This window comes from Nostoc sp. S13 (assembly GCF_029379315.1).
Lineage (GTDB): Bacteria > Cyanobacteriota > Cyanobacteriia > Cyanobacteriales > Nostocaceae > Nostoc.
Map to the genome: position 1 here is coordinate 17,020 of NZ_JAQYWQ010000053.1, position 26,604 is coordinate 43,623.

Here is a 26,604-nt window from a genome sequence, read left to right on the forward strand (position 1 = left end):
AAATTTTCTTGTTTTGTGGGGGTCTTAAACGCCGATTATTCATCCACCAGTCGTACAGAATACCTTTCCTGTATTCTGACTCCTGACTCCTGAATTCTGTTCGATAATACGGCTATTTCTGGTCAAAAAGTAGGGGCACAAATATCTTGCGCCCCGATGTGTGTGATCTATTTTATTGAAAACCGCATTAAAAGTCGATTCATGTTTGGATTAGACTTACACTCAGTTGACCCGACCCAACTATGCTTGAATGATGAAGTCGGAAGCAGTAAGAGTGGGCGCACCAGTAAGTTGTGCAAATTGAGCACCACCGCCGAAACCAGGAGCATTACCATTTTGATTGTATAGTAACTGCCCAGTGATCGGGTTGTAGACAATTACAGCATTGCTAGCTGCCCCTAAAGTGGTGATTTGAAAATCACTGGCGTTACTAAAACCCGTTCCCACAACAGAAGTAATGGCACCAAAGGTGGACTTATCCAGAACAATTTTGTCACCTTGAGAGTGATTGAAGTCAGCGATCGTATCAATACCCACAGCAGCGCTAGTAAAAGCACCATTGGTGTCGTAGAGGAAAGAGTCAGCACCCACACCACCCACAAGAGTATCATTGCCTTGTCCACCAATGAGAAGATCATCACCAGCACCACCCCGCAGTAGGTCGTCACCACCGCTGCCATTGATGGTGTCATTACCCCCCTGACCATTAATCACATCGTTGGAATTGTAATAACCGCTGATGTTATTGTTCAAGTCATTGAGGAAGGTGACGCTGTTTGCCGTGGAAATATACGTTGGAGTGGAGTTAGGATTAATCACATCAAAGCTTTTGGTAACACTGGCTTCTCCGTCAAATAGGATATTACCGATGGCGGGTCTTGTTGTCGATGCGGCTAAGTTCTCTAGATTTTTTAACTGAAAGTTTTGCAGAGTGACTTTGGTATTAGCCACATCTTGAAAGGTGACTTCTAAATCGTTGCCATTTTGAGTTAATTGCAGATTTCTCGCAGTCAAGCCAGCCCCAGTAAATTGCAAGGTGTCTATTTTGGCAATCACCGCAGCCGAAGGGTTTGAGCTAGTACCTACACCGCCAAAGTCCGTGATGATGTAATCGCTATTGCCTCCTTGGACAATAAAGGTGTCATTGCCCGCTGTGCCATTGATAATTTGAATTTTGGGTTTAACTGTGCCACTAATTGCAAAGTCAAAGGGGCTTTCATTACTATCGTTGTTGTTTAAACTGAAGCTGCCACCATAGCTGCCGGGTGTAGTGGCGTTGAGTGCCACCGATATAGTGGTAGAAGCATTAACAGCCACGCTCGTTGGAAGAGTACCGACCAAACTAAATCCGTCGGGAAGTTTGAGATTACTTAGATTAAGTGCAGCTGTACCGGTGTTCTTAATCGTAAAGTTTTTGGTCAGGGTGTTACCAACAGTGGCATTGCCAAAGTTAATCGGAGTAGTGCTGCCATCTGCAATGTCAATGGTGCCATTGAGAACTTGAATTTCCGGGGACAAAACAGGTTTGACTGTGCCACTAATTGCAAAGTCAAAGGGGCTTTCATTACTATCGTTGTTGTTTAAACTGAAGCTGCCACCATAGCTGCCGGGTGTAGTGGCGTTGAGTGCCACCGATATAGTGGTAGAAGCATTAACAGCCACGCTCGTCGGAAGAGTACCAACCAAACTAAATCCGTCGGGAAGTTTCAGATTACTCAGGTTGAGTACAGCTGTACCGGTGTTCCGAATCGTAAAGGTTTTGCTCAGGCTCTTACCAACAGTGGCATCGCCAAAGTTAATCGCAGTAGTACTGCCATCTGCAATGTCAACAGTACCATTGAGAACTTGAATTTCCGGGACGGTAATGCCAGGGGCTTCGTATGCACCAATATCAATCACTGCGGTGCCATTACCATCGCCATCTTGGGGAATGTTCTTAGTGATGCTATTGAAGGCATTGGAACCAGCATCGATCGCAGCACTTCCAGTTTTGAGCGCAAAATTCCCTCCCGCCGCATCAACAAATTGGGGATCTTGACCAAAAATATTCTGGAATCCTGTGGCATTTAGATTATCTGAGGCTTGGAATACATCCGAGTTATAAACAAGATTGTGGTCATAGTTTACATTTGTAGAATATTTAACAACATTAGCGTTTTGATTGTCAGTTGCATAAAGAATGTTGTTATCGACTCTAACATTTCCTGAGTAACTAACATCAATCTCTCCAGAATTTGTGAGAACACGACTATTATGATAAGCTGTATTATTAACAACATCTACATTAGTTGCTTTGAAAACGTTAATTCCAGAGCTGCCATTGTTGTAGACTATATTATTAGCAATTAAGGCTTTACCTGTATAGGGTACGCCGCCTTGAGCTTCATCAGTAGTATCAAGCATGATACCGTGTCCTTCAGTGATTTTGCCTGCTGTTATCCACGGAACCAGACTTTGATTATCGTAGACAGTGTTGTTTTGAATAATCATCCTGTAGTCAGTAGTATTGTTATCCAAATTAAAACTGCGAAGAATGGTGACACCCTGAGGACCATAAGGCGAATACCAAGCGTTTCCAGATATAATATTTTTCTCAATAGTGATGTAGTCTGAATTATTTGATTCAATGCCTGCTCCTGGAAAGTTACTAACTGTGTTACCAGAGATGACAATGTGATGAGTATTACTACCGCCCACTCCTTCGCTATTTGTCCAGGCTTTGATACTAATTCCATTGGAATTGGTTAAAGGATTGTTGTAAATATTCTTCTGTTCTAAGGCATATTTTAGAGTGATGTTTTTCCGATTGCCTTCTATATTAAGTCCTTCAATCCGCACGTAGGATGAGCTAAATATATTAATGCCACCTCCCGTTGTTTTGATCTTAGGCGTAGCCCCTGGATAAGCTTTGATTGTTGTCCAGTTATTTGCTGAACCATTAAAGTTAAAAAGCGTAGCGCCTTTGTCATAAGTCCCATTCATCACGTAGAGCGTGTCGCCTGTTTGCATCTGATAGACGGCTCTGCCCAAGGTGCGAAACGCACTTCCTTCGATTAAGCCATTGTTGTTATCATCGCCTGTTCCAGAAACGTAGTATGTATTGCCAGCCATAGGTTTAGTCCGAATGTGTGTCAGGTGAATTGGAGTGATTTAAATCGATGATTTATCTGGAGTTTTCAAGACAGTCACAGTTGTGCGATCGCAACTTGAAATCGCATCGATTGTTAAAAGGTTGTTGTGAAAGTGAAAACTTTTTCTTTTGTCAACCGTTGATGGTTAAACCAGGGATATCGATATCGTTAATCGTCAGGATTTTGTTGAGGGTGATTGAACGATTTGTGCCTGGATGCTTGCTTGCGAACAAGTCCTGAAAAACTACAGTTCAATGGAGCCGAATTGAATCGTATCTTCATCTGTAGCAACCACCTCACCGAATAGCCCGTCGTAGACATGGCTGCTCTTTGCGAGCAAGCTTTCTTATCTGCTAGATTCGATTCGGTAATCATATTTGGCATCAGAATTCCTCTGAACTTTATCCCTTGTCTAAGGTCAGGAGGTTGCCAAATCTGCATGGTAAAATCCACCCCTGGATAATAAACTAGGGACTTAAAGTTACAGTGGTAAAAGTTAAATTGGTTGAAACTTTAGTCGGTTGACCCCTTAATTTAAGGGAACTAATTTAACAACTTAGTCGAACCTGTTGTAAGCGGTGTAACTGAGCCTTGTGAACTCATGTATTAAAACTAACCTTTACAAAAGGCAGGTTCATCAGTAAATACGCTGGATGTAGTTATTATTTTTACAACAAGCGTAAAATTTTTACGTAAGAGTCGTAGTGAGTCCTGTTAATTTCCAGAGTGATAAGCTAAAAATCTTTTAATTTGCATCCTCAAAAAAATGAATCTCTTGTGGGGTGGGCATCTTGCCCGCCCTAGTTGTGCAAATTAAATGCGCGACAGCTTATGCGAATGGAGAGCGCTTTGTGCGAGGATTTGATGAAATTTCTCTAAAAATTTTGAAACAAGCGCAGTCTGTATAATTCGTAAAAACTAAAAACTTTGCCATTAAATTGCAAAATTGTAGGGGCACAAATATATTGCGCCCCGATGTGTGTGATCTATTTAATTGAAAACCGGATTTAAAGTCGATTCATGTTTGGATTAGACTTGGACTCAGTTGACCCGACCCAACTATGCTTGAACGATGAAGTCGGAAGCAGTAAGAGTGGGTGCACCAGTAAGTTGTGCAAATTGACCGCCACTGCCGAAACCAGCAGCACTACCATTTTGATTGTATAGTAACTGCCCAGTGATCGGGTTGTAAACAATCACAGCATTGCTAACCGCCCCTAAAGTGGTGATTTGAAAATCACTGGCGTTACTAAAACCCGTTTTCACAACAGAAGTAATGGCACTAAAGGTGGTCTTATCCAGAACAATCTTGTCACCTTGAGAGTGATTGAAGTCAGCGATGGTATCAATACCCACAGCAGCGCTAGTAAAGGCAGCATTGGTGTTGTAGAGGAAAGAGTCAGCACCCACACCACCCACAAGAGTATCATTGCCTTGTCCACCAATGAGAAGATCATTGCCAGTACCTCCTATTAGTTGGTCGTCCCCACCGTAACCATTGATGGTGTCATTACCCCCCAAGCCATTAATCACATCGCTGGAATTGTCAAAACCGACAATGTAATTGTTCAAGTCATTGGGGACGGTAATACTGATGTGAGGGGCTTCGTATGCACCAATATCAATCACTGCGGTGCCATTACCATCACCATCCTGGGGAATGTTCTGAGTAATGCTATTGAAGGCATTGGAACCAGCATCGATCGCAGCACTTCCAGGTTTGAGCGCAAAATTCTTTTTGGCCGCATTAACAAATTGGGGATCTTGACCCAAAATATTCTGCAATCCTGTGGGATTTGTATTATCTGAAGGTTTGAATACATTCGAGTTATAAACAAGGTTGTGGTTAAAGTTGACATTTGTAGAATATTTCAGAATATTAGCCGCTTGATTGTTGCTGGCATACATGATATTGTTATCAACTCTAAAATTGTCTGAGTAATTGACTTTAATCTCGCCGCCACTAGGGACATGACGGCTATTTTGATAAACTGTATTGTTGATAATATCGACATTTTTCGCTTTGAAAGCTCCAATACCTGCATCTCCATTGTTGTAGACTATGTTATTCGCAATTAAGGTTTTACCTAAGTAAGGTATTCCATCTTCACTTTCATTAATAGTATCTAAAAAGAGACCTTTCCCTTCAGTAATCTTCCCAGCTTCTTTCCAGGGAACCAAATTTTGATTATCAAAAACAATATTGTCTCGATAAATTATTTTGTAATCAGTAGTATTGTTATCAGAATTAAAAGCATGAAGTGTCGTGACACCTTGAGCACCATAAGGCGAATACCAAGCGTTTCTAGATACAACATTTTTCTCAATAGTGATGTAGTCTGAATTACTTGATTCAATGCCTGCTCCTGGAAAGTTACTAACTGTGTTACCAGAGATGACAATGTGATGAGTATTACTACCGCCCACTCCTTCGCTATTTGTCCAGGCTTTGATACTAATTCCATTGGAATTGGTTAAAGGATTGTTGTAAATATTCTTCTGTTCTAAGGCATATTTTAGAGTGATGTTTTTCCGATTGCCTTCTATATTAAGTCCTTCAATCCGCACGTAGGATGAGCTAAATATATTAATGCCACCTCCCGTTGTTTTGATCTTAGGCGTAGCCCCTGGATAAGCTTTGATTGTTGTCCAGTTATTTGCTGAACCATTAAAGTTAAAAAGCGTAGCGCCTTTGTCATAAGTCCCATTCATCACGTAGAGCGTGTCGCCTGTTTGCATCTGATAGACGGCTCTGCCCAAGGTGCGAAACGCACTTCCTTCGATTAAGCCATTGTTGTTATCATCGCCTGTTCCAGAAACGTAGTATGTATTGCCAGCCATAGGTTTAGTCCGAATGTGTGTCAGGTGAATTGGAGTGATTTAAATCGATGATTTATCTGGAGTTTTCAAGACAGTCACAGTTGTGCGATCGCAACTTGAAATCGCATCGATTGTTAAAAGGTTGTTGTGAAAGTGAAAACTTTTTCTTTTGTCAACCGTTGATGGTTAAACCAGGGATATCGATATCGTTAATCGTCAGGATTTTGTTGAGGGTGATTGAACGATTTGTGCCTGGATGCTTGCTTGCGAACAAGTCCTGAAAAACTACAGTTCAATGGAGCCGAATTGAATCGTATCTTCATCTGTACCGAATAGCCCGTCGTAGACATCGCTGCTCTTTGCGAGCAAGCTTTCCTATCTGCTATATTTATCCGGTGATTATATTTGTCACCAGAATTCCTCTGAACTTTATCCCTTGTCTGAGGTCAGGAGGTTGCCAAATCTGCATGGTAAAATCCACCCCTGGATAATAAACTGGGGACTTAAAGTTACAGTGGTAAAAGTTAAATTGGTTGAAACTTTAGTCGGTTGACCCCTTAATTTAAGGGAACTAATTTAACAACTTAGTCGAACCTGTTGTAAGCGGTGTAACTGAGCCTTGTAAAATCATGTATTAAAACTAACCTTTACAAAAGGCACGTTCATCAGTAAATACGCTAAAAATGGTTGTTATTTTTACAAAAAATGTAAAATTTTTACGTAAGCATCGTGGTGAATCCTGTTAATTTTCACAGTGATATGGGAATGGAGAGCGCTTTGTGCGAGGATTTGATGAAGTTTCTCTAAAAATGTTTAAAGAAGCGATGCCTTCTTTACCAAACGCTAACAGCACTTTCAAGTCAGGTTTTCGTAAATATTTGTGGGTGCAATCAGGCACGAGGCAGGAAGGAAGAGGGTTTTAGCCTAATTTATCAATCTTTGAGATAGTTTGGTTTGATGGTGCCAATTTACTTAATCTTCATAATATGAACACTGAAATAAATTCCAGAATACCTGTTGCTCTAACCATTGCTGGTTCAGATAGCGGTGGGGGTGCAGGAATTCAAGCTGATTTACGCACCTTTGCTTTTCACTGTGTCCACGGTACTAGCGCTATAACCTGTGTGACGGCACAAAACACTCTAGGAGTAAGCAGGGTTGATGCCATGCCAAGAGAGGCTGTTGTGGCGCAAATTCAGGCAGTAGTTGAGGATATTGGCGTACAAGCTGCCAAAACGGGAATGTTGCTCAATCAGGAAATTATCTTTGCTGTTGCCCAGCAGGTAGAAGTTTTACAAATTGCTAATCTAGTAGTTGATCCAGTAATGGTGTCACGTACAGGAGCACAATTGATTGATGATGATGCTGTGAAGACTCTGTGCCATGCCCTGATTCCCAAGGCGGTTATCATTACGCCGAATCGCTACGAAGCCCAGATTTTGAGCGGTTTACAAATTAATTCCTTGGAGGATATGCAAGCCGCTGCTGAAATTATTCACAAGACTTTACGGACGAAGGCTGTTTTAGTCAAAGGCGGAGGTATGCAGGGAGATATGCGTGGCGTTGATATCTGGTTTGATGGGGACAAGTTGGAAGTTTTGACTTGCCAGCAAGTAGAGACCAAAAATACCCACGGGACTGGTTGTACACTATCGGCTGCGATCGCTGCTAATCTGGCTAAGGGAAAAGACTTGTGGCAGGCAGTGCAACACGCAAAGGAGTATGTGACTACTGCACTCACTTACGCCCTAGATATTGGCCAAGGGCAAGGCCCTGTAGGACACTTCTTCCCATTGTTACAAAATTAACCTTTTGTGATCAAGGGGATTGGGAACTGGGGTATGGGAATGGGAGCAGGGGGAGATGAGGGAGTGAGGGAGAAGAATTAATAACTAATGCCCAATGCCCAATACCCAATGCCGCATAATAAATCTTTGCCCTTTCGGCATTTTTCTATTATTCTTGGGCATAGTTTCAGGGTTGACTATCTCTGTTAGCATCTCTGTACGATCTAATTACCTTGATTTTTAATACCAAGTCCCCGATGCGAACAACCATAGGTTCTGTTCACAGGAATTCGCCAACACCGACTACTCAAGCCTACCCTCCCTCTGTACCACTATCTGTATACAGGGAATTGTCAACAGAGTTGCAAGCAACACAGGTGAGGCTAAATGCACTCACCACCCAAAATCAGCAATTAGCACAAGAGAATCAACTACTACGCCAAGAAATTATCAAAGTCGTTGAGTCTTTTTCTCACTTGCAAAAGTTTGTGGATTCCCGTGCTACGCCTAGTTATCACCAAGCTACCCAAGCTTCTGGCGACGTTAAAAGTGCAACCAAACAGCCAGTAGCACAAGCGCGTCCACGTCAGCAGGTTTCTCGTTCGCGCCCACCCGTTGTGCCCAAAGCCCCACCCGAAAAAAGCCGCCGCCAAGACTTTTCTACACCTGTAATTGAAATAAATTCCCCGATACCAGAAACAGTTTTTATCGAAGAGCAACAAGTAAGTTATTATTCCACTACTGAGCCAGATATCAAAGGACTCAATGGCTGGTGGTTAATTATCACCATCTTGTTAATCATGCTGACTGCCTTTAGTGCTGGATATTTTGTTGTGCGTCCCTTATTTGAACATCAGAAACGTTAGTTGATACTCCCACAGTCAGCAGCAGCAGGCTTTTGGGCTACCGTGCAATTTGTCTACAATCACTCTCTAAGTATCCGAACAAATCTGCTAAATGGCGGAGTTGATCTATTTTTAGGTTATAAAAGCTACATAAAATGCTAAATTGACAGCAACTTGTTTATGTTAGAACCTCAAAAATTATCCAATTAATACATCCTTGCTGGTTCTCATGTCCCAAACCCTCAAGCAAAGCATCTACACTTTAAAAAAAGTGGTAATTATTACATATGTTTTAGGAAAAGCACTGCTAGTTACAGCTTCAGACAACGGATCTGGTTAGATATATAAACGAAGCTAGTAGAAGTCAGGAGTCAAGAAGATGAAAAAAGTGGAAGCTATTATTCGGCCATTTAAGCTAGATGAGGTGAAAATTGCCTTAGTTAACGCTGGTATTGTTGGGATGACTGTTTCTGAAGTCCGGGGGTTCGGACGTCAGAAAGGTCAAACTGAACGGTATCGCGGTTCTGAGTATACCGTTGAGTTTCTGCAAAAACTCAAAGTGGAAATCGTCGTTGACGATAATCAGGTTGATATGGTGGTGGACAAAGTTATTGCTGCTGCCCGCACTGGTGAAATCGGCGATGGTAAAATTTTCATCTCGCCTGTTGAGCAAGTGATTCGGATTCGCACTGGCGAAAAGAACACAGAAGCAGTTTAAAAAAGTTATGAGTTAAGAGTTAAAAGTTATGAGTTGTGAGTCAGGGATAATGAATTAAGATTTAGCATAAATCCTAATTCCTAACTCCTAACTCCTAACTCTTAACTCTCTCTAGTTGCGGAAGTAAAGCTGTAAAAGCCTTGCCTCGATGGCTAATTGAACCCTTCAACTCCCGTGTCATCTCAGCAAAAGTCAATTGCAACTCTTGTACATAAAAAATTGGGTCGTAGCCGAAACCATCATTACCACGAGGTGTGTGGAGAATTTCACCACGACAAACACCTTCAGATTCTAATACGATCGCACCATCAGGACGAGCGATCGCTACTGCACAAACAAATTGAGCTTGCCGATTTAATTCGTTGCCTAATTCCTTCAATATCCTAGCAATGCGTTCTGAGTCCGTTTTAGCGTAACGTGCAGAATACACCCCTGGTGCGCCATTTAGGGCATCTACTTGCAAGCCCGAATCATCAGCAATTGCCCAGTTTCCTGTGGCTTTAGCAATTTGTGAGGCTTTTAGACAAGCGTTCGCGGCAAAAGTTTCGCCCGTCTCTTCAATTTCCAATTCTTCAGGTTTGAGGGTTAATTCCCAACCAGAGTTTGTCAGGTAAGCTTGCATTTCCCGCAACTTACCTGGATTTCCTGTGGCTACTACGAGTAATTTGGCCATTAGTCATTGGTCATTGGTCATTGGTTATTAGTCATTGATCATTTACCAAGGACAAAGGACAAAGGACAAATGACTAATAATTAATTTTACTCCGCCCACTGTTTCGCCCAAGCAAGAGTTTGATGCACTTGCTCAATTGTCGGGGCTTCGCAGTACAAGCGTAAAACTGGCTCAGTACCGCTAAAGCGAATCATTAACCAGCTTTTATCCGCGAGGCGGTACTTGTAGCCGTCAATTGTCTGGCAATCAATTACTGCTAACCCGGCAATTTCTGTTAAGGGTTCGCTTTGCAGTTGTTGCAAAAGACGCGATCGCACTTGCATACTTGCTAAGGGCAAATCAATGCGATCGTATGCTGAGGTAAACCCTGTTTGATTCTGCAACTGGCGATAATACTCACCTAAATCCAAACCAGATTCTACAATCGCCTCTAGGACGTATAACGCTGACAGCAGGGCATCGCGTTCGGGAATATGGCTGCCATAGCCAATTCCTCCCGACTCTTCGCCACCCAGTAACACTTTTGCTGCTAACATTCTGTCAGCAATGTATTTATAACCAACTGCTGTCTCAAAAACTGAGAGGTTATGTAGTGCTGCCACAAGGGGCATCAAGTCTGAACCACTAACAGTTTTGACTATTTCACCACTAAAGCCACGCCTTAGGGTTAAGTGGTCGATTAATATCGGGATTAATACTTGGGAACTTAGGAAGTTGGCTTCTCCATCCACAGCTGCAATGCGATCGCAGTCTCCATCAAATACCAACCCCACAGTTAAACCTGATTTATCAGTTTCTCGGTGAGTTTTGATAACTTGAAATAGCTTTGAAAGGTATTTAGGCAAAGGTTCCGGCGCACCGCCACCAAAGAGGGGATCGCGTTCTGAGTTGATTTCTTTGACCTGATTGCCTAGTAGTCTGGCCAATCCGCCAGCAGCAGCGCCATGCATGACATCGGCAAATAACGTCAATTTCCCAGAGGCGATCGCTTCTCGAATTTTGACGATATCAACTTTACCCTCTAGTGCTTGGGTATAACTGGGCCAAGGATCGAATTTCTCTTGCTTGCCTGGGGTAGCTGCTACTGGTACTACTCCAACGGACAACTGCGCTTCTATCTCTTTTGTGACTTCTGGCGGTACTGACCCACCAAAATAGCCCTTGACTTTTAAACCCAAATATATACCAGGATTATGGCTGGCTGTAATTACTAGCGCCCCTAAAGCATTGAGTTGTTTTGCTGCCCAACTATAAGCTGGGGTTGGAGCATAGCCCTCGCTCAACAGCACATCAAATCCAATCGCGGTGACAGTATCGGCAACAGCACGAGCAAAGTCTTCAGCCATGAATCGGCGATCGTAACCGACAATTATTGTCCGGCTACCCACAGTAGAAAAATATGTATCATATAATACTTTTGCGGCAACTGGTGCGACCAGGGCTAGACGTTCAAAGGTGAACTCGTCACCAATAACGCCCCGCCAGCCGTCTGTACCAAACTTGATTGAGTTAGCTACAACTGGCATCTAGGTATCCTAACTGTCTACTTGAGGATTCTAGCATTCATACAGTGTATAAAGTAAAAAAAGAATCTAGTAATAATATTTGGCTGTTTCAACACAAAAGTGAGCAGACTTGTTTATGTAGCTGGGAATTCTAATCGCTAAGTATTCCAGTATTATCCAGATTTGAATGCATTAGCTGCTCTACCTCGGCAGCTTTTTCGCTTAAATCAAGCTCTCTGTAGATTTGTAGACTTTCAGTGAAAAATTGGGTAGCAGTTACCTTAGTACCTGATTGATGATGCTGGGAGCGGTTCAGGTATATTTCGCCCAAGAGTTTACGAGATGAAGCTTCAAGTTCTCGGCGATTGTACTCCTGAAAAACTTGGAGGGATTCTTGGGCTAGTTCTTCGGCTCGATCAAGATTTTTTAAGACACTGACTTCCAGATAAGCACGGGCGATATCAAGAGCTTCATGTGCTCGATTTACTGTCTGCCCCAGTTCGGCAAGATATGTCAAGCCAGTATTATAATATTCTTCAAATTGGGTAATTTGTTCTTGCGGTAACGAGTCGTCAATAGACGATAGGCGTAAGCGTTCTGACCAATTAAGCTAAAAACAATGTAGTCGTAAGCAAGATTTTCTTTGTAGTCTCCTGTGGTACTAATTTGAATTGCTTGAAGGATATTTTGTTCAGCTTGTGACAGTAATTCAAAAGCTACTGCTCTATCTGAGCTATTTTTTGCTAGCAAGCGTTGGCTGTTACCAAGTTGCATACAGCGTGTAGCTTCACTCTCATCATGGCCTAAGTGCTGATGAAAATTTCGACTTTGCTGGTAATATTCAATCGCCTTGGTGTAATTCTTTAAATTGCGGTAGCAACTAGGGATCCAATATAGTAGATTAGCCACATCCTGCTTTAGACCCAATTGCTTATAAAGGTCATGGCTTTGTTGGTGGTAGATGATCGCTTGTTCATATTTACCCCATGTTTGATATATACGTCCTAGCTGATAATGAGCAAGAGCTATTCTGGTTTGGTCATCTAACTGCTGGCGAAGTGCCAAATCCTTTTGTTCATACTCTACGGCTTGGTGATATTTACCCCAATCACGATAGCAATCAGCTAGCCAATACCACAGGTCAGCTATATCTTTCTCTTTACCTAATTGCTTATAGAGGTCACGGCTTTGTTGGAAGTAAGTGATCGCTTGTTCATATTTTCCCCAAGTTTGATAGATTTGACCTAATTGACGGTAAGTTACAGCTATCAATGATGTGTCATTTAATGACTGGCGTATGAGTAAACAATGCTGCTGACACTCTAATGCCTGTTCATATTTGCCCCAGTCGCTATAACAATCAGCTAGCCAATACCACTGGTTAGCGACATTCTCCTGTAGACTCAATTGCTTATAAAGGTCATGGCTTTGTTGGTGGTAGGCGATCGCTTGTTCATATTTACCCCAAGCTTGATATATATGTCCTAGCTGATAATGAGCAAAAGCTATTCCGGTTTGGTCATCTAATTGCTGGCAAATTGCCAAATCCTTTTGCTCACACTCTACGGCTTTCTGATATTTACCCCAATTACGATAGCAATCAGCTAAGTTGTACCATTAGACTTATCCACAAATAAACCTCAAAATAGCTGAAACCCTTACATAGCTGGCTTTTTAGCTTATATAAAACAGGAACCTCTAAAACCCTCTCCAGAGCTAGGTTTCAGCCAAATAAAGTTCTCATTTCCGGATAAGTCTATTGGTTAGCTATATCTTTCTCTTTACCTAATTGCTCATAGAGGTCACGGCTTTGTTGGAAGTAGGCGATCGCTTGTTCGTACTTGCCCCAAGATTGATGAATCCAGCCTAGTTGAAAGTAGGCACTAGCTATACGTGGTTGGTCTTCTAGCTTTTGACGTTGTGCCAAGCACTTTTGCTGACACTCAAGTGCTTGTTCATATTTACCCCATTCTCGGTAACACCCAGCTAAGTTGTACCACTGGGTTGCTAAATTCTTATCTTGACCCAATTGCTCATAAAGTTCGCGGCTTTGTTGGTGGTAGGCGATCGCTTCTTCATATTTACTCCAACTTTGATATATAAGTCCTAGCTGATAATGAGCAAGAGCTATTCTGGTTTGATCATCTAACTGCTGGCAAATTGCCAAGTCCTTTTGCTCACACTCTACGGCTTCCTGATATTTACCACAATCACGATAGCACGCAGCTAAGTTGTACCACTGATTACCTACATCCTTCTGTTTACCTAATTGCTCATAGAGGTCACGGCTTTGTTGATAGTGGGCGATCGCTTGTTCATATTTGCCCCATTCTTGATAAATCCGTCCTAATTGTCTGTAAGCAGAAGCTATTTCTGTTTGGTCTTCTAACTGCTGGTGGATTGCCAATTCTTTTTGCTCATACTCTAATGCCTGTTCATATTTACCCCATTCCCGATAGCAATTACCCAACCAATAACACTGGCTTGCGACATTCTCCTCTAGACCCAATTGCTCATATAGGTCACGGCTTTGTTGGTAATGGGCGATCGCTTGTTCATATTTGCCCCAAGCTTGATAGATTTTACCTAATTGTTGGTAAGCAGCTGCTACATTTGTTTGGTCATCCAGTTTTTGACGGATTGCTAAATCCTTGAGTTCATATTCGAGTGCCTGCTCATATTTTCCCCAGTCCCGATAGCAAGTAGCCAGCCAGATCCATAGGTTAGCTACATTTTTCTGTTTACCTAATTGCTCATAGAGGTTACGGCTTTGTTGGTAGTAGGCGATCGCTTCTTCGTATTTGCCCCAAGTTTGATAAATTCGTCCTAATTGCCAGTAGGAGAGGGCTATTCTCGTATGATTATCCATCTGCTGGCGAATTGCCAAATCCTTTTGCTCACACTCTACGGCTTCCTGATATTTACCCCAATCACGATAACAACCTCCTAAGTTGTACCACTGGTTAGCTATATCTTTCTCTTTACCTAATTGCTCATAGAAGTCACGGCTTTGTTGGTAGTGGGTGATCGCTTCTTCATACTTACCCCATGCTTGATATATGCTTCCTAACTGCTTATAGGCATCTGCTATGTTAGATTGATCATCCATCTGTTGACGAATTGCCAAATCCTTTTGCTCACACTCTACGGCTTCCTGATATTTACCCCAATCACGATAACAACCTCCTAAGTTGTACCACTGGTTAGCTATATCTTTCTCTTTACCTAATTGCTCATAGAAGTCACGGCTTTGTTGGTAGTGGGTGATCGCTTCTTCATACTTACCCCATGCTTGATATATGCTTCCTAACTGCTTATAGGCATCTGCTATGTTAGATTGATCATCCATCTGTTGACGAATTGCCAAATCCTTTTGCTCACACTCTACGGCTTCCTGATATTTACCCCAATCACGATAACAATCTGCTAAGTCGTACCACTGGTTAGCTATATCTTTCTCTTTACTTAATTGCCTATAAAGGTCAAGACTTTGTTGGTGGTAGGCGATCGCTTCTTCGTATTTACCCCAGTCTTGATAAGTTCTACCAATATCCCACAAATCACTTGCTTCATCTTCAGACTTGCGAAACTCTCTGTCTATAGCTAACGCCTGCTGGAAGCATTCTAGTGATTGCTCGTATTTGGTGTGTAAGCGATGACAAATACCCCTATTTCGCCAAAACAGTAGAAAAGCTGATGGATGAATATATAAGGCTAGTTTTTCAAAACATTCCTGATAGTAGTCAATTGCTTTATCAAATTTTTCTTGTTCTTGATAACAAGTTGCAATTGACCAAGCTATATAAGCACTGTGCCTAACATTTAGCTGAACATTGATTTTTTCTAGAAGCTCAACAGCTTTTGTATATTTATCTGTACGAATATAAGATATTGCGGTGAGTAAGTTTAATGCCCTTTGAGAATCTTGATCACTACTATAATTTTCTAGACTGTTTTCTAAAGCAGGTGTCATTTCTTCACCTAGTTCTTTAACCAATTCTCTAAGACTACAAAATATAGTAGGCTCTAGCTGATTAACAATATCATTAACACAACTAACTAATCCTACCCCTGATTCACCACAAGCAACATAAAGAATAGCTGTCTGTGCTTTTACCCGTATCTTTTCACTAAGTGTTGAGTCATTAGCGAATTCTTTCAGTCGTACCAAAACTTCACCTTTCTGGTTAAACAGTTCAATTTGGCGTAACAGTCTTAACAGTTGTTTACTTGTATCATGCTCAAAGTCTGTATCCAAACCAAGATAGGTAATAACCAATTTTTGAATTAGCTTTTTCCGAGGACTGCTATTAATCTCAACTTGAGTTAGAACCTCACCAGCAAATAATAAATCTTTCAACCGTAATTCCGACTGCTTACAGTTAGTAGTTGATTCCTCTTGCAAACCTGACCAGATGATAAGCGCATCCTGCGAAGATGCATTTTTTATTTTTAACTTACCACCTTGAATTACAGGTTCATAAGCCTCAAGATTACTGAAAAGCTGCTCAACTAGCTTATTAACCTGTTTAGGAGAATAAATTCCGTAATAGCCTAAAGCCAGTAAAATCGGCTCATTCCAACGCGGCTCATGCAAATGTTTACGGATGATTGCTAAAATATCGCTTACTTCATTGTCAGCGATATAACGTGCAGCAAAATACTCCTCAAACGTCAGGTGCATAAAGCCGTAGACTCCTGGCGCACGTTCCACAAATAGACCTGTGGTTTCCCGCACTTTTCGTAAAAACTCCTGCACGGCAAGCCGTACTGAGTCTGATTCTAGGTTAGTATCATTTAGTTCTGCTAGCTTTGCTGCTAACTGTTGTTCAACTTCTGCCTCAGTGACTAAACCAGAGGGCTTCTCCTCATGCATCCAGTAAGCCAGTGGTGCTAAGAATGCCACTACTTCATTTTGGTTCAGCAGCACTTTCGGAGCATCTGGCAACTTCTTACCTAGCTGCCAATCTTCGGTCAAGGTTTGCACAGCCAATTCATAAAGTTTCACCCGGCGGTTAGGTAAGCGCTCACCATTGCGGTGAATCAGTGCCAAAATTGTCAACAGTAGAGGGTTGGCTGTCAAGCGTTTTACACCCTCATTGTCTTTAATTGCCTCTAAAATCTTCCTTGCTTGTTCATCTCCGGCTCTTTGCCATTGCGCCTCACTAGCTTCTGGCTGCTGCGCTCGTTCTATCACCAAACACCAGCGTTCCAGGAATTTTTCTACCTGTTCGCCACCCATATCTTCAATAGTGAACTCAGCAAAACGGCTGCTCAGTTTCACATCGCGGTAGCCAGCTATGCGGCTGGTAATGACAAACTTATTAGTAGAGAAAGCATTGACAAACTGATCAATTCTTTCCACAATCAGCCTGCGGCTTTCTTGTTCAAATACCTCATCTAAACCATCCAGCAGCATTAAACACCGCCCTTGGCGCATTTTTTCTAATAGTAGCGTTGCCATCTCAGTTCCGGCTTCAGCTTCATCTTGAAAGTAAGCTACCCACTGGCGGTAGAATTGCCGCAGATACTCCAGCAGACTTAACTCAGGTTCTTGTTGAAGTCGTTCTGCATAGTCGGCAATGCGAAAGAAAATTGGCAACAGAGCTTTACCTAATTCTTCTTGGAGTTCGCCACCTGTAACTGTTTCATTGTCATCACGTTTCGCTGTGGCAAAATGTAGCGCTAGATAACGCAGTAGCGTTGTCTTTCCTGCACCTGGAGCGCCGAGAATCACACAGTATTGATTTTCTCGCACTGCATGAGATAAATCAATTCTTTGTGTTACTGTTTTGGTGCTAGTAGCGGGTATTGAACTTAGTAAAACTGGTTCGTAATAAGAAGGTTCGTCTAAATCGTAGGGGCTAGAGATGCTCATGCTCAACCTATGTTCAGCTTTACGAAATGTAGTCATCTCTTGGTCTAGTTTCGACGTTTCTGTAACCTGCTGTTGCCTTACTGCTTGCAGTGAAACATAAATTTGATCCAGAAAAATATCTACTTGGCGCTGGACTTGCATCACGCCACTAATTTTGAGATAGGAATTCTCAGCTATCAACCACTCCAGATAAGGATAAAATAGGGGATTTACGGGAGGACGTGCCTCAAATTTCACTAACTTACCTCGCCAATCCCAGAAATCAGGCGCACGGTTACGAAACTCTTCTAAAAATTCCTCTTTATTCAGCCAAAAAATTATGATCAATTCCCGACCGAATAGCGAATCTCTCCCTAAATTCAACTGCTTCATCTCTTGTTTCAGGCGAGATGTCGGCAGTTGATCGATTCCAAACGCCATTATCAATTTGCGTTTGTTTTGAGAATTATGCTGCCCAGTTCCATCTAAACTGTAGAGAAAATTATATAGTGAATTATCACTGTAAAAAAAGATCTGAGGTTCATTGAAACTATGATCACCATCTGATAAAAGTAACTTGATTTCCTCGACTATGGGATGTTGTGGCCCACTCTCCGGTGCAATAGCAAAAATTGTCGTTGTCCCACTAGATAATTCTAAGAAACTAACTAATTTATTTAGCTCTGTTGCGTCATTTGCACTTAGAGAATCGTTATAAGCCATTGTTCTTGATGAATAATTGCTGATTGCGAGAGAAAACAACTATTGAATTTTTGGAGAGTTAGCAGCTTGCCAGCGTTGTAAATCTTCTAATAAAATAGGGTTGACATCAAACCAGGATTTTTTACTGCGATCGCAATAACCTAATACAAATTTGTTTTGCAAAAGCTCATCACAAATCACAAACTGAACTTTATTAGGCAAACTATGGGTATTAGTAGTTAAGCAACCTGTGCGGTGAACCTTATCTAGTTCGGGGAAATGGTAATCACTCAAGTTGTATTCTCTGCATATTTCTTGCACAGCCTCTTTAGCAACATCTAAGTCTACATATATCAAATCTCGCCTTAAAGAAACTTCACAAGCTGTACGAGCTAGTCGTATCAAGTCACGCATCACACCGCCACTCTTCTCAGAAATTAGTTCTAGCGCATCTGGATTAAATAAACCCTTATAAGCAACACCCAAACTTGCTAAACGCTTATGAATTACACTATTAAGAATGTCTCTACCAAGTTGATTAGGGATTGTAGTAGGACATAAATTCTCATCGCACTCAAATACTGGTGGATTAGTTAAATCCAAGCATTTTTGAAAGCTTTCCATTGGTTGACGAAAGCTTGGAGAATATCTCAGCGAAATCGGAATCGCATATATAATATGGCAACTTAGCTGAGTCAGCAGTGGACTAGCGAACATTTCCAAGGCTGTAACTTGATCGTGTCGGTCAAGACCATCTACAATTACCAGTAATTTCTGCTTGTTTCTTGTCTCGGCAGCTTCTATGATGGCGTTAACTCGCTCAATTATTTTACTAAGCTGCGGACGAATGTTGAGAGTTGTAGTAACTTTTCGAGTTAAACCTTGTTTAAGAATTACACCTAGCTTTTTGATAATTTCTGGAAGTTCAAGTCCAGTATTTTCAGCTTCTTCATCTTGATAAACTACAGTTTTGAGACTTTCGAGTAAATCATTTAATAAATCGTCTTTTAAAGCCCACTTTCGTTGAATAACTTTTTCAAAAATTTTAATTCCAATGAGTACTACAACCTCAGCATAGCCAATATTGTACTGGTCGAGAGCAGTTACAGTATCAATCCAAATTACTGTATACTTGCTGTTCAAATGTTGTTCTAATCGCCGCAATTCTGTAGTTTTGCCACCACCCCTATGACCTGCTAGTAAAAATTTAGCTGGGTCGTCTTCCATATCCAAGAAAGTGATTAAATTCTCTACAGGACTGTTAGCTCGCTGGACATAAAAATTTCTCAGTTCTTCAGGTGTAGTAAGTGGTTCCTCTGGCTTAAAAAGCTGATAAGCAGGCTTCCAAAAACTGGTATTACTCATGGTGACAAATCTCAACTGACCCCAAACGGTGTTTTGACTTACACTCGATTATCTCAATATAGTTGGGTAATTTCCTGGTGTAGATTCCTAGAGGTGAAAAACTTTATACTATAGTCCTAAATAATACTTTATCTCACTTTGATCGCACATCAATTTTTAGTGTGCGATCGCTCTTTTGCATAACTTGATTAGCCACGTAGATGCATAGACTCAAAACGGCTTCCCGTTTGCGTAGCGTCTCCTAAGCAGAAGGGTAGCGGCTTGTTGCCAAATATTGTATCTATACAAAATAATAAACATTAATAATCCTTAATAGTTAATACTATTAAGGATTGTTAACATGAGCAAAAACTGCTCACAAACCAGATTGTTCCTTAAAAATCATCGAGAAACTGACTAAGGCGACTGATTACGGGGTCAACCTCTTGAGGAGGAGTAGCAACAGTATAAGAAGTATTATTTACTACTTCTAATTGAGATGGAGACTGAATGAATGATCGATCATTGACTATGAGCGCCAGTTGTGCAACTTGTTGAGAAAGTTGCAATAGATGGCGTTCCATCGTCTCCAAACGATTAGATCCCTTGGCAAAAAAACGTTCCTCAAGTCCAGCCACTTGACGTTGCAGTTCACCAATTTGCTGATCAATCGGTGTTGTTGCTGCTGTTTGTGGAGCAGGTTGTACAGATTCCGGTACACATAAAGATTGCCACAAGGCTTCTTTACAGAGGTCACTGAAAGTCTTGTCTGGTTGTTTTTCCAAATAACTTTCTACTTGCGCTAACAAGCTTTCATCAGCAAGCTCTGGGTTGAACGTGACGGATTTAACTACCTTTTTTGACCATTGGAACATCAGCTTTATGCCCTAGCAGCGCGATTGGAGGATAATTGTGCCTCTCCATAAATATACTGCCCCAAAGCATTCGCCTGTCGTGAAGGTGCTGCTAAATGAGCATTAATCTTTGCTTCTTTGAGCAGACGTTGAACGTCGTCCCAGAAAAACTCACCACCCCCTCCAGTCAGAATTACATCGGTGACGCGTTCTGGCAACCAGGCTAGCACACGGCTACAAATTTCGCGAGAAAACATCTCCGTGAGGTTGGGAAGGAAATCATCTAGGTTGGTGGGCTTGCTAGCGCCTTTAGGACGGTAATAGCGTTCACCTCTAGGTTTGTTAACAGCGGAAATCAGCGCTAGAGATTGACTATCTGCTCCCTCAATTTCGGCGGACACCAATTCATAAAACTTATTCATCCCGAAGTCTTCGCTCTTAGAAGCACCTCTGGCAAAACGGAAGTTATCTACCATCAAAAGATCGACGGTTTGATGTCCAATATCGACGATCGCCACCGATATTTTTGTAAAATCGGGACTGCCAGGACTTTTCTTCGGTTGAGCTTCAGACCAGAGTAGGCTACCGTAGCCCTCTGGCATTACCCAAACCTTACTGACGTTCAGCGACACAGATTCGCCTCGGAAGTTCAACACATGGGGGCCGCCGACTTGGCTAATCAACTGTGCTTTTTCCTTTTCAAATTGCTCTAAGGAAAGAAAAGGCAGACCCAGTACGACTGAGATATCATTTTTGAGTTTAAAGTAGCCAGCACTTGCTAACACTTTTACCAGTGCAGCTTCTACCTTAGATTGGCCGACTCCTAAATTTGCCCCAAAATCTGCTGCCAGTTGACCAACAGCATATCCATTTCCTTGATACTCCAGCCACAAATCCATTAAGGGGTCAGTAGCCCTAGCTTCAAAAACACCACCGCGTACTTGTTCTATTGACATCTGCTTCACGTTGGCAGGTACGAACACCACATTGTTCGGTTCGCGACTCACACAAGTTTTTGTGGAAGTTCTGCCTAAATCAACACTGAGAATAGTTTTTCCACCAGCGACTGGGATGGCAGGATTAACAGCATTGATGGGGGTGGATGCTGACACTCTATTCATGGGTATAGCAGCGGCATTCATTGGGGTAGCGGCGGAAGGTTGGTCTGTCATCAAAGCTCCTAGTTCAAACTTAACTGTAAAAAGTTGTCATGCTCATCTTACAAAAATGCGAGCAACCAGAAATTCTAGGTTGCGTCAAGTGTAGCTAGAAATACGCCAAAAATTAATTCGGGCGATACCTCCGGTAGACTTTGCCAACGTACATCTAGTATTATTTGGCATAGTGTAGGCGAATTTTGGCCAGATGTAACCCCTGCTTTCACTGCTTTCAAACCAAAAGCCGCCGTGTTTCATCTTCTAGTACGTCTTAACTGGCGCTTGAATATCCAGAAAACAAATGCCAAAACCAAACCACCAAGTACGATTTTGGATACAGGAGCAAGGTACTTGTCCACAAGTTCATACTGACTACCCAACGCGTATCCTGAGTATGTTAGCAAACCCACCCAAGCAGCGCTACCTAATGTTGTGTAAAACAAAAATGCTAGCAAGGGCATATTGGTGATTCCTGCGGGAACAGAAATCAAGGTACGGATTCCTGGCACAAGGCGACCAATCAAAACTGCTTTGTTACCTTGAGAGCCAAACCAGCGCGTTGCCTTATCGATATCTTTGCTGGATATTGCCAGCCACTTGCCGTACTTGTCAGCCATAGCTTTCAAGCGCTTTTCGCTCAAGAACTTACCAGGGTAATACCAAATAAGTGCGCCCAATACAGAACCCAAAAGTCCTGCGAAAAACACTCCAATGATATTCAGCTTTGCTCCTCCTGGTTGATATGGACTTGCTGTAAATCCAGCCAGTGGCATGATCAATTCTGAAGGAATGAGGGGAAAAAGGTTTTCTAGGAACATTAGTAGGGCGATTCCCCAATAGCCAAAATAGTTGATAGTATTAGTTATCCATTCAAGCATTGAGTTAATTCCTGAAAATGCTGCACTAGTCTTGTTACTAAATTCAGCCTGATAGCGGTTCTCGTTTACGCGAGGTACACCTGTAGGGGCTGTTCTGTGCCCATTGGTGTCAACTTAAGCTCAAACTCCTTTAAAACCTCGTTTCCAGCCTCTGGCTGGAAATGCATCTCCTGGTGGCTCTGCCGCTCTTTCTTGAGGCGGCAGCCCCCGCATAGGCATTCCCAGTCAGAGACTTCTTTTCGAGACAATCTCTAAAAGCTGGTTCTAGACTAACTTTCACGTTAAGTTGACACGGATGTTCTGCACCCCTACACCTGGTGATGTAATGTTGTACCGCATCTGAATGGGAACCGCTATAACTACGAACCTCACAAAATTAATAAAACGAGCCACTAGGTTTTGTTTTCTAATTTTTTAGATCCCCCTTAGTCGCTTTTTTAAAAAGACTAGGAAGGATCTAAAGACTTGATGGCAAATTTCAAAACACACTTTAGAATTTTCTTCTGAAGTTTATGCTGTCAAAGAGATGAGGGAGCAGAGGGGAGATAAGAGAGAAAATTTTACTTTATCCCCCTCATCCCCCTCTCTTGTTCTAGGCTGTCGGGGTCAATGATTGTACTCTTGGTTCCGATTGCCAGTCTAATGGATTCCAAACTCGATCTTCCAGCGCCATTTGCTCAATCAAACTTGCCAGTCTCAGGGCTTTGAGAGCTTGTTCACCACCCACTGAGGGTTGATTGCCACCGTGTACACAGTTGACAAAATGTTCTAATTCTGCGCTCAGGGGTTGAATATTGCTGGTGTAGACTTTTTCAATCACACCATCTTGCCTGTAAAGTACTTGTCGGTGGTCGGTGAGAGAATTGGCAGTTGTTTGTCGGTGAATCAAAATTTCATTCTTGAGAAAATCTGCCTCTGTAAATGAATTTTTGCAATGGGCGACAATCCGGCGAATTTTTCGGTGGGTGACTTTACTGGCAGTCAAAGTAGCAACAATACCATTGGCAAACCCCAAGGTGGCGGTTACGTAATCTAAATAACCAGAGTCCAGGGCGCGACTACCGCTAGCAGTCAATTTTGTGACTGGGGAAGCAGCTAATTCCAAAAGTAGGTCGATATCATGGATCATTAAATCCAGCACAACTGAAACATCGTTTGCCCGATCTGAGTAAGGACTCATCCTATGGGCTTCTAGCGCCAGTAATTCCTCAGTTTTCAGTACTTGGCTCAGTTCTTTAAAAGCTGGATTGAAACGCTCAATATGACCTACTTGCAGGATACAGCCAGACTCAGCTGCGGCATTTACTAGGGACTCTGCCTCAGAAATACTGGCTGCGATCGGTTTTTCAATCAAAACATGAATTCCCGCTAACAGACAGTTAATGCCCACGGCATAGTGCAAGCGCGTGGGAACAGCTACACAAACTGCTTCCACAAGGGGTAGCAGATCACAGTAATCTTCAAAAAAACGCACCTTATACTTGCTGGCAGTTTCTAACCCTCGCTCAACATTAATATCTGCGACTCCGACTAGCTCAACATCTTTCATTGAACTCAGCACGCGAGCGTGGTGTTGTCCCATGTTACCCACTCCAATCACGCCTATGCGGATCGGTCGTGGCTGGTTGCGCTGTGTATATGGATTCGGTTCTGCCACTGACATGCTATTTTGCACTATTATTCTCTCCTCAACCACCAAATTTAGAGACGCTACGGCCGTTGGCGTTTATACTCGAAAGCCAGTTACGATCCGTCTAAAACCATCCAGATGGTAACATAGAGCCTATGTTTATGAAGAATTTCAAAGTTTGTGATCGGTTCCCGTAATCCAAATATCTTTTGTATAGATAGTTCGGGTTTGTTTTGGATTTTGCACTTTCTACAAAAAATACATGTCTTTTTATTAACTTTAAAAAATTCAGTAAGACCTAAGTGTAAATTCTCTTTAGCATTGCTTCCTAGCATCTTGTTAAGGTCTAATTTGGCGATTTTAAATCCAAAATTTGTCACCGATATGAAAGCTGTAATTCTGTTATCTGGGGGATTGGACTCTGCCACAATTCTGTACAAAGCCAAGGCTGATGGCTATGAATGTCATGCTATTTCCTTTGATTACCAGCAGCGACACCGACGAGAGTTACAGTCAGCCCTCACCGTCGCTCAAAAAGCTGGGATCGTGAAACATCAGGTGGTTAATTTTGACTTACGACAATGGGGCGGTTCGGCACTTACCGATGACGCGATTGATTTACCCCAGGAGCGTTCTCTGGATGAAATGTCTCAAAATATTCCTGTAACGTATGTTCCGGCTCGTAATACCATCTTTTTAAGCTTTGCTCTTGGTTACGCCGAAGCGATCGCAGCAGAGCGTGTCTATATCGGTGTCAATGCCCTAGATTACTCAGGATATCCTGATTGTCGCCCCGACTATATCCAGGCAATGCAGGAAGTTTTTCGCTTGGGAACCAAACAAGGACGCGAGGGACAACCAATTAATATTGTTGTACCTTTAATCAACTTGAAAAAAACTGAAATCATCCAACTGGGGAACCAATTGGGAGTTCCTTGGGAGCTTACTTGGTCTTGCTATGTGGGTGGAGATGTCGCCTGCGGCGTGTGTGATTCTTGTCGGTTGCGGCTAGCAGCTTTTGCCGAATTGGGACTCGTTGATCCACTGGCGTATGCTTCTTGAGTGGGGAGTGGGGAGTGAGGAGTGAGGAGTTAAAATTCATAACTCCTAACTCTTAACTCTCAACTCCTAACTCTTCTAACCGTCGCAGTTGAATTTGATGCAGGCGTGGGCCAACAATTGATACCACAGTGAATTCGAGATTTTGATAACAGAAGGTTTCGCCTTTGGCAGGAATTTTCTGTAACTGATATAGCAAAAAGCCGCCCAGTGTTTGGTATTCTCTTGTCAGGGGCAAATTGAGATGCAAAACCTCGTTGAGGTCTTCGAGGTTGATTTGTGCCTGCACCAAAAATTTCTGCTTATCTAACATCTGAATCAGTAAGTCATCACTGCTTTCAGGTTCGCTGGCGTCGCCAATGATTTCGGCAATCACATCTTTGATTGTCACCAGTCCCACAGTACCGCCAAATTCATTCACTACCATGACCATAGCTGGTTTCTCTTGCTGCATCATTGGCAAAAGTTCACTCAAGGACGTGTGTTCTGGAACAAACCGGGCCGGACGCATCCAAGGTTGGATCTGTGTCTCTAAACTTAGCTTTCCTACAGCCAAAGGTTGTGCCAAATCTTTAAAATAAACAATGCCGCGAACATCGTCTAAAGATTCACCAATCACGGGATAGCGAGAGTAACCAGTAGAAGCCATTTCCCTGAGTAATGTTTGGAAGGTAGCATCTTTTGGCAGCGCCACGATACTGGTGCGAGGGATCATCACATCTTGGGCCATGACACCCCCAAACTCAAAGACATTATTGAGCAATTCTCGCTCTGCACGCTGTAAACCAGTAGACCCCCATTCTGTAGAGATAATCAGTTGCAATTCTTCGGGAGTTACGGGTGGTCTCCAGCCTTGACCTGTGTATTGGATACCAAAAATACGCAATAAGCAACGAGTTGATTGGTTGAGAATCCAGATGAAGGGGCCAAAAAAACGCACGATCGCTTTTACCGAAGGCCCCAAAAACCTCGCTAGCTGTTCTGAGTACAGCATAGCTAAAGATTTGGGACATAGTTCTCCGATCACAATTTGCAAATAGGCAATCAAGAAAAAGGCGATGGGAATTGATAGGGAATGGGCTAGGAAGGTAGTCATCCCACTCGGTAAAGGCCAGGATTTTAACCAGGCATTCACCAGCACGACAATCGTACTTTCTCCAATCCATCCTAGTGCCAAACTAGAAAGGGTAATGCCTAACTGGGTGGTAGATAGCAGTCGGTCAATACTACGTTGTAGCATCTCCACAGCGATCGCAGGAATATCCCCAGCCTTAACCAGCTGGTGAATACGCGATCGCCGCACGCTCACGATCGAAAATTCCGCCGTCACAAAAAAGGCATTTATGGCAATCAGTAGTAGCACTGACAACAGCCGCAGCGCCACGTCTGTCCAAATTAAATTAGGAAAACCACTCACCGCCAAAGCTCGTGTAAAACTCACGCCCTCCATTTAGGGGAATAGGGAGTGGGGAGTGGGGAGTGGGGAGTGGGGAGTGGGGGGAGATGAGCGGGGACAAGGGAGAATTTACTTCCCCTCTCCCTTGTCTCTTCTCTATCCCCAATGCCCCGTGCCCCGTGCCCCGTGCCCCATGCCCAATGCCCAATGCCCAATGCCCAATGCCCAATGCCCAATGCCCAATGCCC

Annotated in this window: 17 protein-coding genes and 1 pseudogene; 4 read left to right on the forward strand and 14 right to left on the reverse strand. The window is 42.6% G+C overall.

Going from position 1 to position 26,604, the window contains the following annotated elements; genetic code table 11:
* Positions 1 to 240: 240 nt before the first annotated feature.
* The gene (locus tag PUQ00_RS17370; protein WP_300418912.1) at positions 241 to 3,111 is read right to left on the reverse strand and encodes a choice-of-anchor D domain-containing protein; all 2,871 of its coding nucleotides are present in this window, start codon (positions 3,109 to 3,111) and stop codon (positions 241 to 243) included.
* A gap of 1,079 nt (positions 3,112 to 4,190) precedes the next feature.
* On the reverse strand, positions 4,191 to 5,972 hold the full coding sequence (locus PUQ00_RS17375) for a choice-of-anchor Q domain-containing protein (RefSeq protein WP_300418914.1): 1,782 nt from the start codon (positions 5,970 to 5,972) through the stop codon (positions 4,191 to 4,193).
* Between the two features lie 965 nt (positions 5,973 to 6,937).
* On the opposite strand from PUQ00_RS17375, the gene thiD reads away from it, so the two are divergent.
* The 3 genes from thiD (at position 6,938) to PUQ00_RS17390 (ending at position 9,301) form a co-directional block, all read left to right on the forward strand.
* Positions 6,938 to 7,759, forward strand: coding sequence for a bifunctional hydroxymethylpyrimidine kinase/phosphomethylpyrimidine kinase (gene thiD / locus PUQ00_RS17380; RefSeq protein WP_300418916.1), 822 nt, complete (start codon positions 6,938 to 6,940; stop codon positions 7,757 to 7,759).
* A gap of 236 nt (positions 7,760 to 7,995) precedes the next feature.
* Positions 7,996 to 8,604, forward strand: coding sequence for a hypothetical protein (locus PUQ00_RS17385; protein WP_300418918.1), 609 nt, complete (start codon positions 7,996 to 7,998; stop codon positions 8,602 to 8,604).
* Between the two features lie 358 nt (positions 8,605 to 8,962).
* The gene (locus PUQ00_RS17390) at positions 8,963 to 9,301 is read left to right on the forward strand and encodes a P-II family nitrogen regulator (RefSeq protein WP_300418920.1); all 339 of its coding nucleotides are present in this window, start codon (positions 8,963 to 8,965) and stop codon (positions 9,299 to 9,301) included.
* A gap of 94 nt (positions 9,302 to 9,395) precedes the next feature.
* Here PUQ00_RS17390 and rdgB read toward each other — a convergent pair whose 3' ends face one another.
* The 11 genes and pseudogenes from rdgB to PUQ00_RS17445 form a co-directional block, all read right to left on the reverse strand.
* Positions 9,396 to 9,974: an RdgB/HAM1 family non-canonical purine NTP pyrophosphatase gene (gene rdgB, locus PUQ00_RS17395; RefSeq protein ID WP_300418921.1), complete on the reverse strand. Its 579-nt coding sequence runs from the start codon at positions 9,972 to 9,974 to the stop codon at positions 9,396 to 9,398.
* An 86-nt stretch (positions 9,975 to 10,060) separates the two neighbouring features.
* A complete protein-coding gene (locus PUQ00_RS17400; protein ID WP_300418922.1) occupies positions 10,061 to 11,500 on the reverse strand; it encodes a phosphoglucomutase/phosphomannomutase family protein in 1,440 nt (479 codons plus the stop codon).
* A gap of 130 nt (positions 11,501 to 11,630) precedes the next feature.
* On the reverse strand, positions 11,631 to 11,996 hold the full coding sequence (locus tag PUQ00_RS17405) for a hypothetical protein (protein WP_300418923.1): 366 nt from the start codon (positions 11,994 to 11,996) through the stop codon (positions 11,631 to 11,633).
* Positions 11,993 to 12,388, reverse strand: coding sequence for a hypothetical protein (locus PUQ00_RS17410; RefSeq protein ID WP_300418935.1), 396 nt, complete (start codon positions 12,386 to 12,388; stop codon positions 11,993 to 11,995). Before PUQ00_RS17410 ends, PUQ00_RS17405 begins: the two co-directional genes overlap by 4 nt.
* 66 nt (positions 12,389 to 12,454) lie before the next feature.
* A pseudogene (locus tag PUQ00_RS17415) lies at positions 12,455 to 13,069 on the reverse strand (tetratricopeptide repeat protein); the annotation flags it as partial.
* Between the two features lie 166 nt (positions 13,070 to 13,235).
* Positions 13,236 to 18,059, reverse strand: coding sequence for a tetratricopeptide repeat protein (locus tag PUQ00_RS17420; RefSeq protein WP_300418924.1), 4,824 nt, complete (start codon positions 18,057 to 18,059; stop codon positions 13,236 to 13,238).
* A gap of 39 nt (positions 18,060 to 18,098) precedes the next feature.
* Positions 18,099 to 19,403, reverse strand: a complete 1,305-nt coding sequence (locus tag PUQ00_RS17425) for a P-loop NTPase fold protein (RefSeq protein ID WP_300418925.1) — start codon at positions 19,401 to 19,403, stop codon at positions 18,099 to 18,101.
* Positions 19,404 to 19,777: 374 nt separating this feature from the next.
* The gene (locus PUQ00_RS17430; protein WP_300418926.1) at positions 19,778 to 20,257 is read right to left on the reverse strand and encodes a plasmid segregation centromere-binding protein ParR; all 480 of its coding nucleotides are present in this window, start codon (positions 20,255 to 20,257) and stop codon (positions 19,778 to 19,780) included.
* A 5-nt stretch (positions 20,258 to 20,262) separates the two neighbouring features.
* Complete coding sequence (locus PUQ00_RS17435; RefSeq protein WP_300418928.1) at positions 20,263 to 21,408, reverse strand: ParM/StbA family protein; 1,146 nt, start codon at positions 21,406 to 21,408, stop codon at positions 20,263 to 20,265.
* A gap of 239 nt (positions 21,409 to 21,647) precedes the next feature.
* Positions 21,648 to 22,271, reverse strand: coding sequence for a DedA family protein (locus PUQ00_RS17440; RefSeq protein ID WP_300418930.1), 624 nt, complete (start codon positions 22,269 to 22,271; stop codon positions 21,648 to 21,650).
* Positions 22,272 to 22,863: 592 nt separating this feature from the next.
* The gene (locus PUQ00_RS17445) at positions 22,864 to 23,946 is read right to left on the reverse strand and encodes a Gfo/Idh/MocA family oxidoreductase (protein ID WP_300418931.1); all 1,083 of its coding nucleotides are present in this window, start codon (positions 23,944 to 23,946) and stop codon (positions 22,864 to 22,866) included.
* 339 nt (positions 23,947 to 24,285) lie between these two features.
* Here PUQ00_RS17445 and queC point away from each other — a divergent pair, with 339 nt between their 5' ends.
* Entirely contained in the window at positions 24,286 to 24,963 is a 678-nt protein-coding gene (gene queC / locus PUQ00_RS17450) for a 7-cyano-7-deazaguanine synthase QueC (RefSeq protein WP_300418937.1), read from the forward strand.
* A gap of 52 nt (positions 24,964 to 25,015) precedes the next feature.
* On the opposite strand, the gene PUQ00_RS17455 is transcribed toward queC, so the two are convergent.
* Positions 25,016 to 26,410, reverse strand: a complete 1,395-nt coding sequence (locus tag PUQ00_RS17455) for a hemolysin family protein (protein ID WP_300418933.1) — start codon at positions 26,408 to 26,410, stop codon at positions 25,016 to 25,018.
* Between the last annotated feature and the right edge of the window lie 194 nt (positions 26,411 to 26,604).

Coding starts and splice junctions, on each gene's coding strand:
- rdgB (WP_300418921.1), bottom strand. CDS start 9,974: ATGGCCAAATTACTCGTAGTAGCCACAGGAAATCCAGGTAAGTTGCGG.
- thiD (WP_300418916.1), top strand. CDS start 6,938: ATGAACACTGAAATAAATTCCAGAATACCTGTTGCTCTAACCATTGCT.
- PUQ00_RS17455 (WP_300418933.1), bottom strand. CDS start 26,410: ATGGAGGGCGTGAGTTTTACACGAGCTTTGGCGGTGAGTGGTTTTCCT.
- queC (WP_300418937.1), top strand. CDS start 24,286: ATGAAAGCTGTAATTCTGTTATCTGGGGGATTGGACTCTGCCACAATT.
- PUQ00_RS17430 (WP_300418926.1), bottom strand. CDS start 20,257: ATGTTCCAATGGTCAAAAAAGGTAGTTAAATCCGTCACGTTCAACCCA.
- PUQ00_RS17435 (WP_300418928.1), bottom strand. CDS start 21,408: ATGACAGACCAACCTTCCGCCGCTACCCCAATGAATGCCGCTGCTATA.
- PUQ00_RS17390 (WP_300418920.1), top strand. CDS start 8,963: ATGAAAAAAGTGGAAGCTATTATTCGGCCATTTAAGCTAGATGAGGTG.
- PUQ00_RS17420 (WP_300418924.1), bottom strand. CDS start 18,059: ATGGCTTATAACGATTCTCTAAGTGCAAATGACGCAACAGAGCTAAAT.
- PUQ00_RS17425 (WP_300418925.1), bottom strand. CDS start 19,403: ATGAGTAATACCAGTTTTTGGAAGCCTGCTTATCAGCTTTTTAAGCCA.
- PUQ00_RS17440 (WP_300418930.1), bottom strand. CDS start 22,271: ATGCTTGAATGGATAACTAATACTATCAACTATTTTGGCTATTGGGGA.
- PUQ00_RS17370 (WP_300418912.1), bottom strand. CDS start 3,111: ATGGCTGGCAATACATACTACGTTTCTGGAACAGGCGATGATAACAAC.
- PUQ00_RS17375 (WP_300418914.1), bottom strand. CDS start 5,972: ATGGCTGGCAATACATACTACGTTTCTGGAACAGGCGATGATAACAAC.
- PUQ00_RS17400 (WP_300418922.1), bottom strand. CDS start 11,500: ATGCCAGTTGTAGCTAACTCAATCAAGTTTGGTACAGACGGCTGGCGG.
- PUQ00_RS17385 (WP_300418918.1), top strand. CDS start 7,996: ATGCGAACAACCATAGGTTCTGTTCACAGGAATTCGCCAACACCGACT.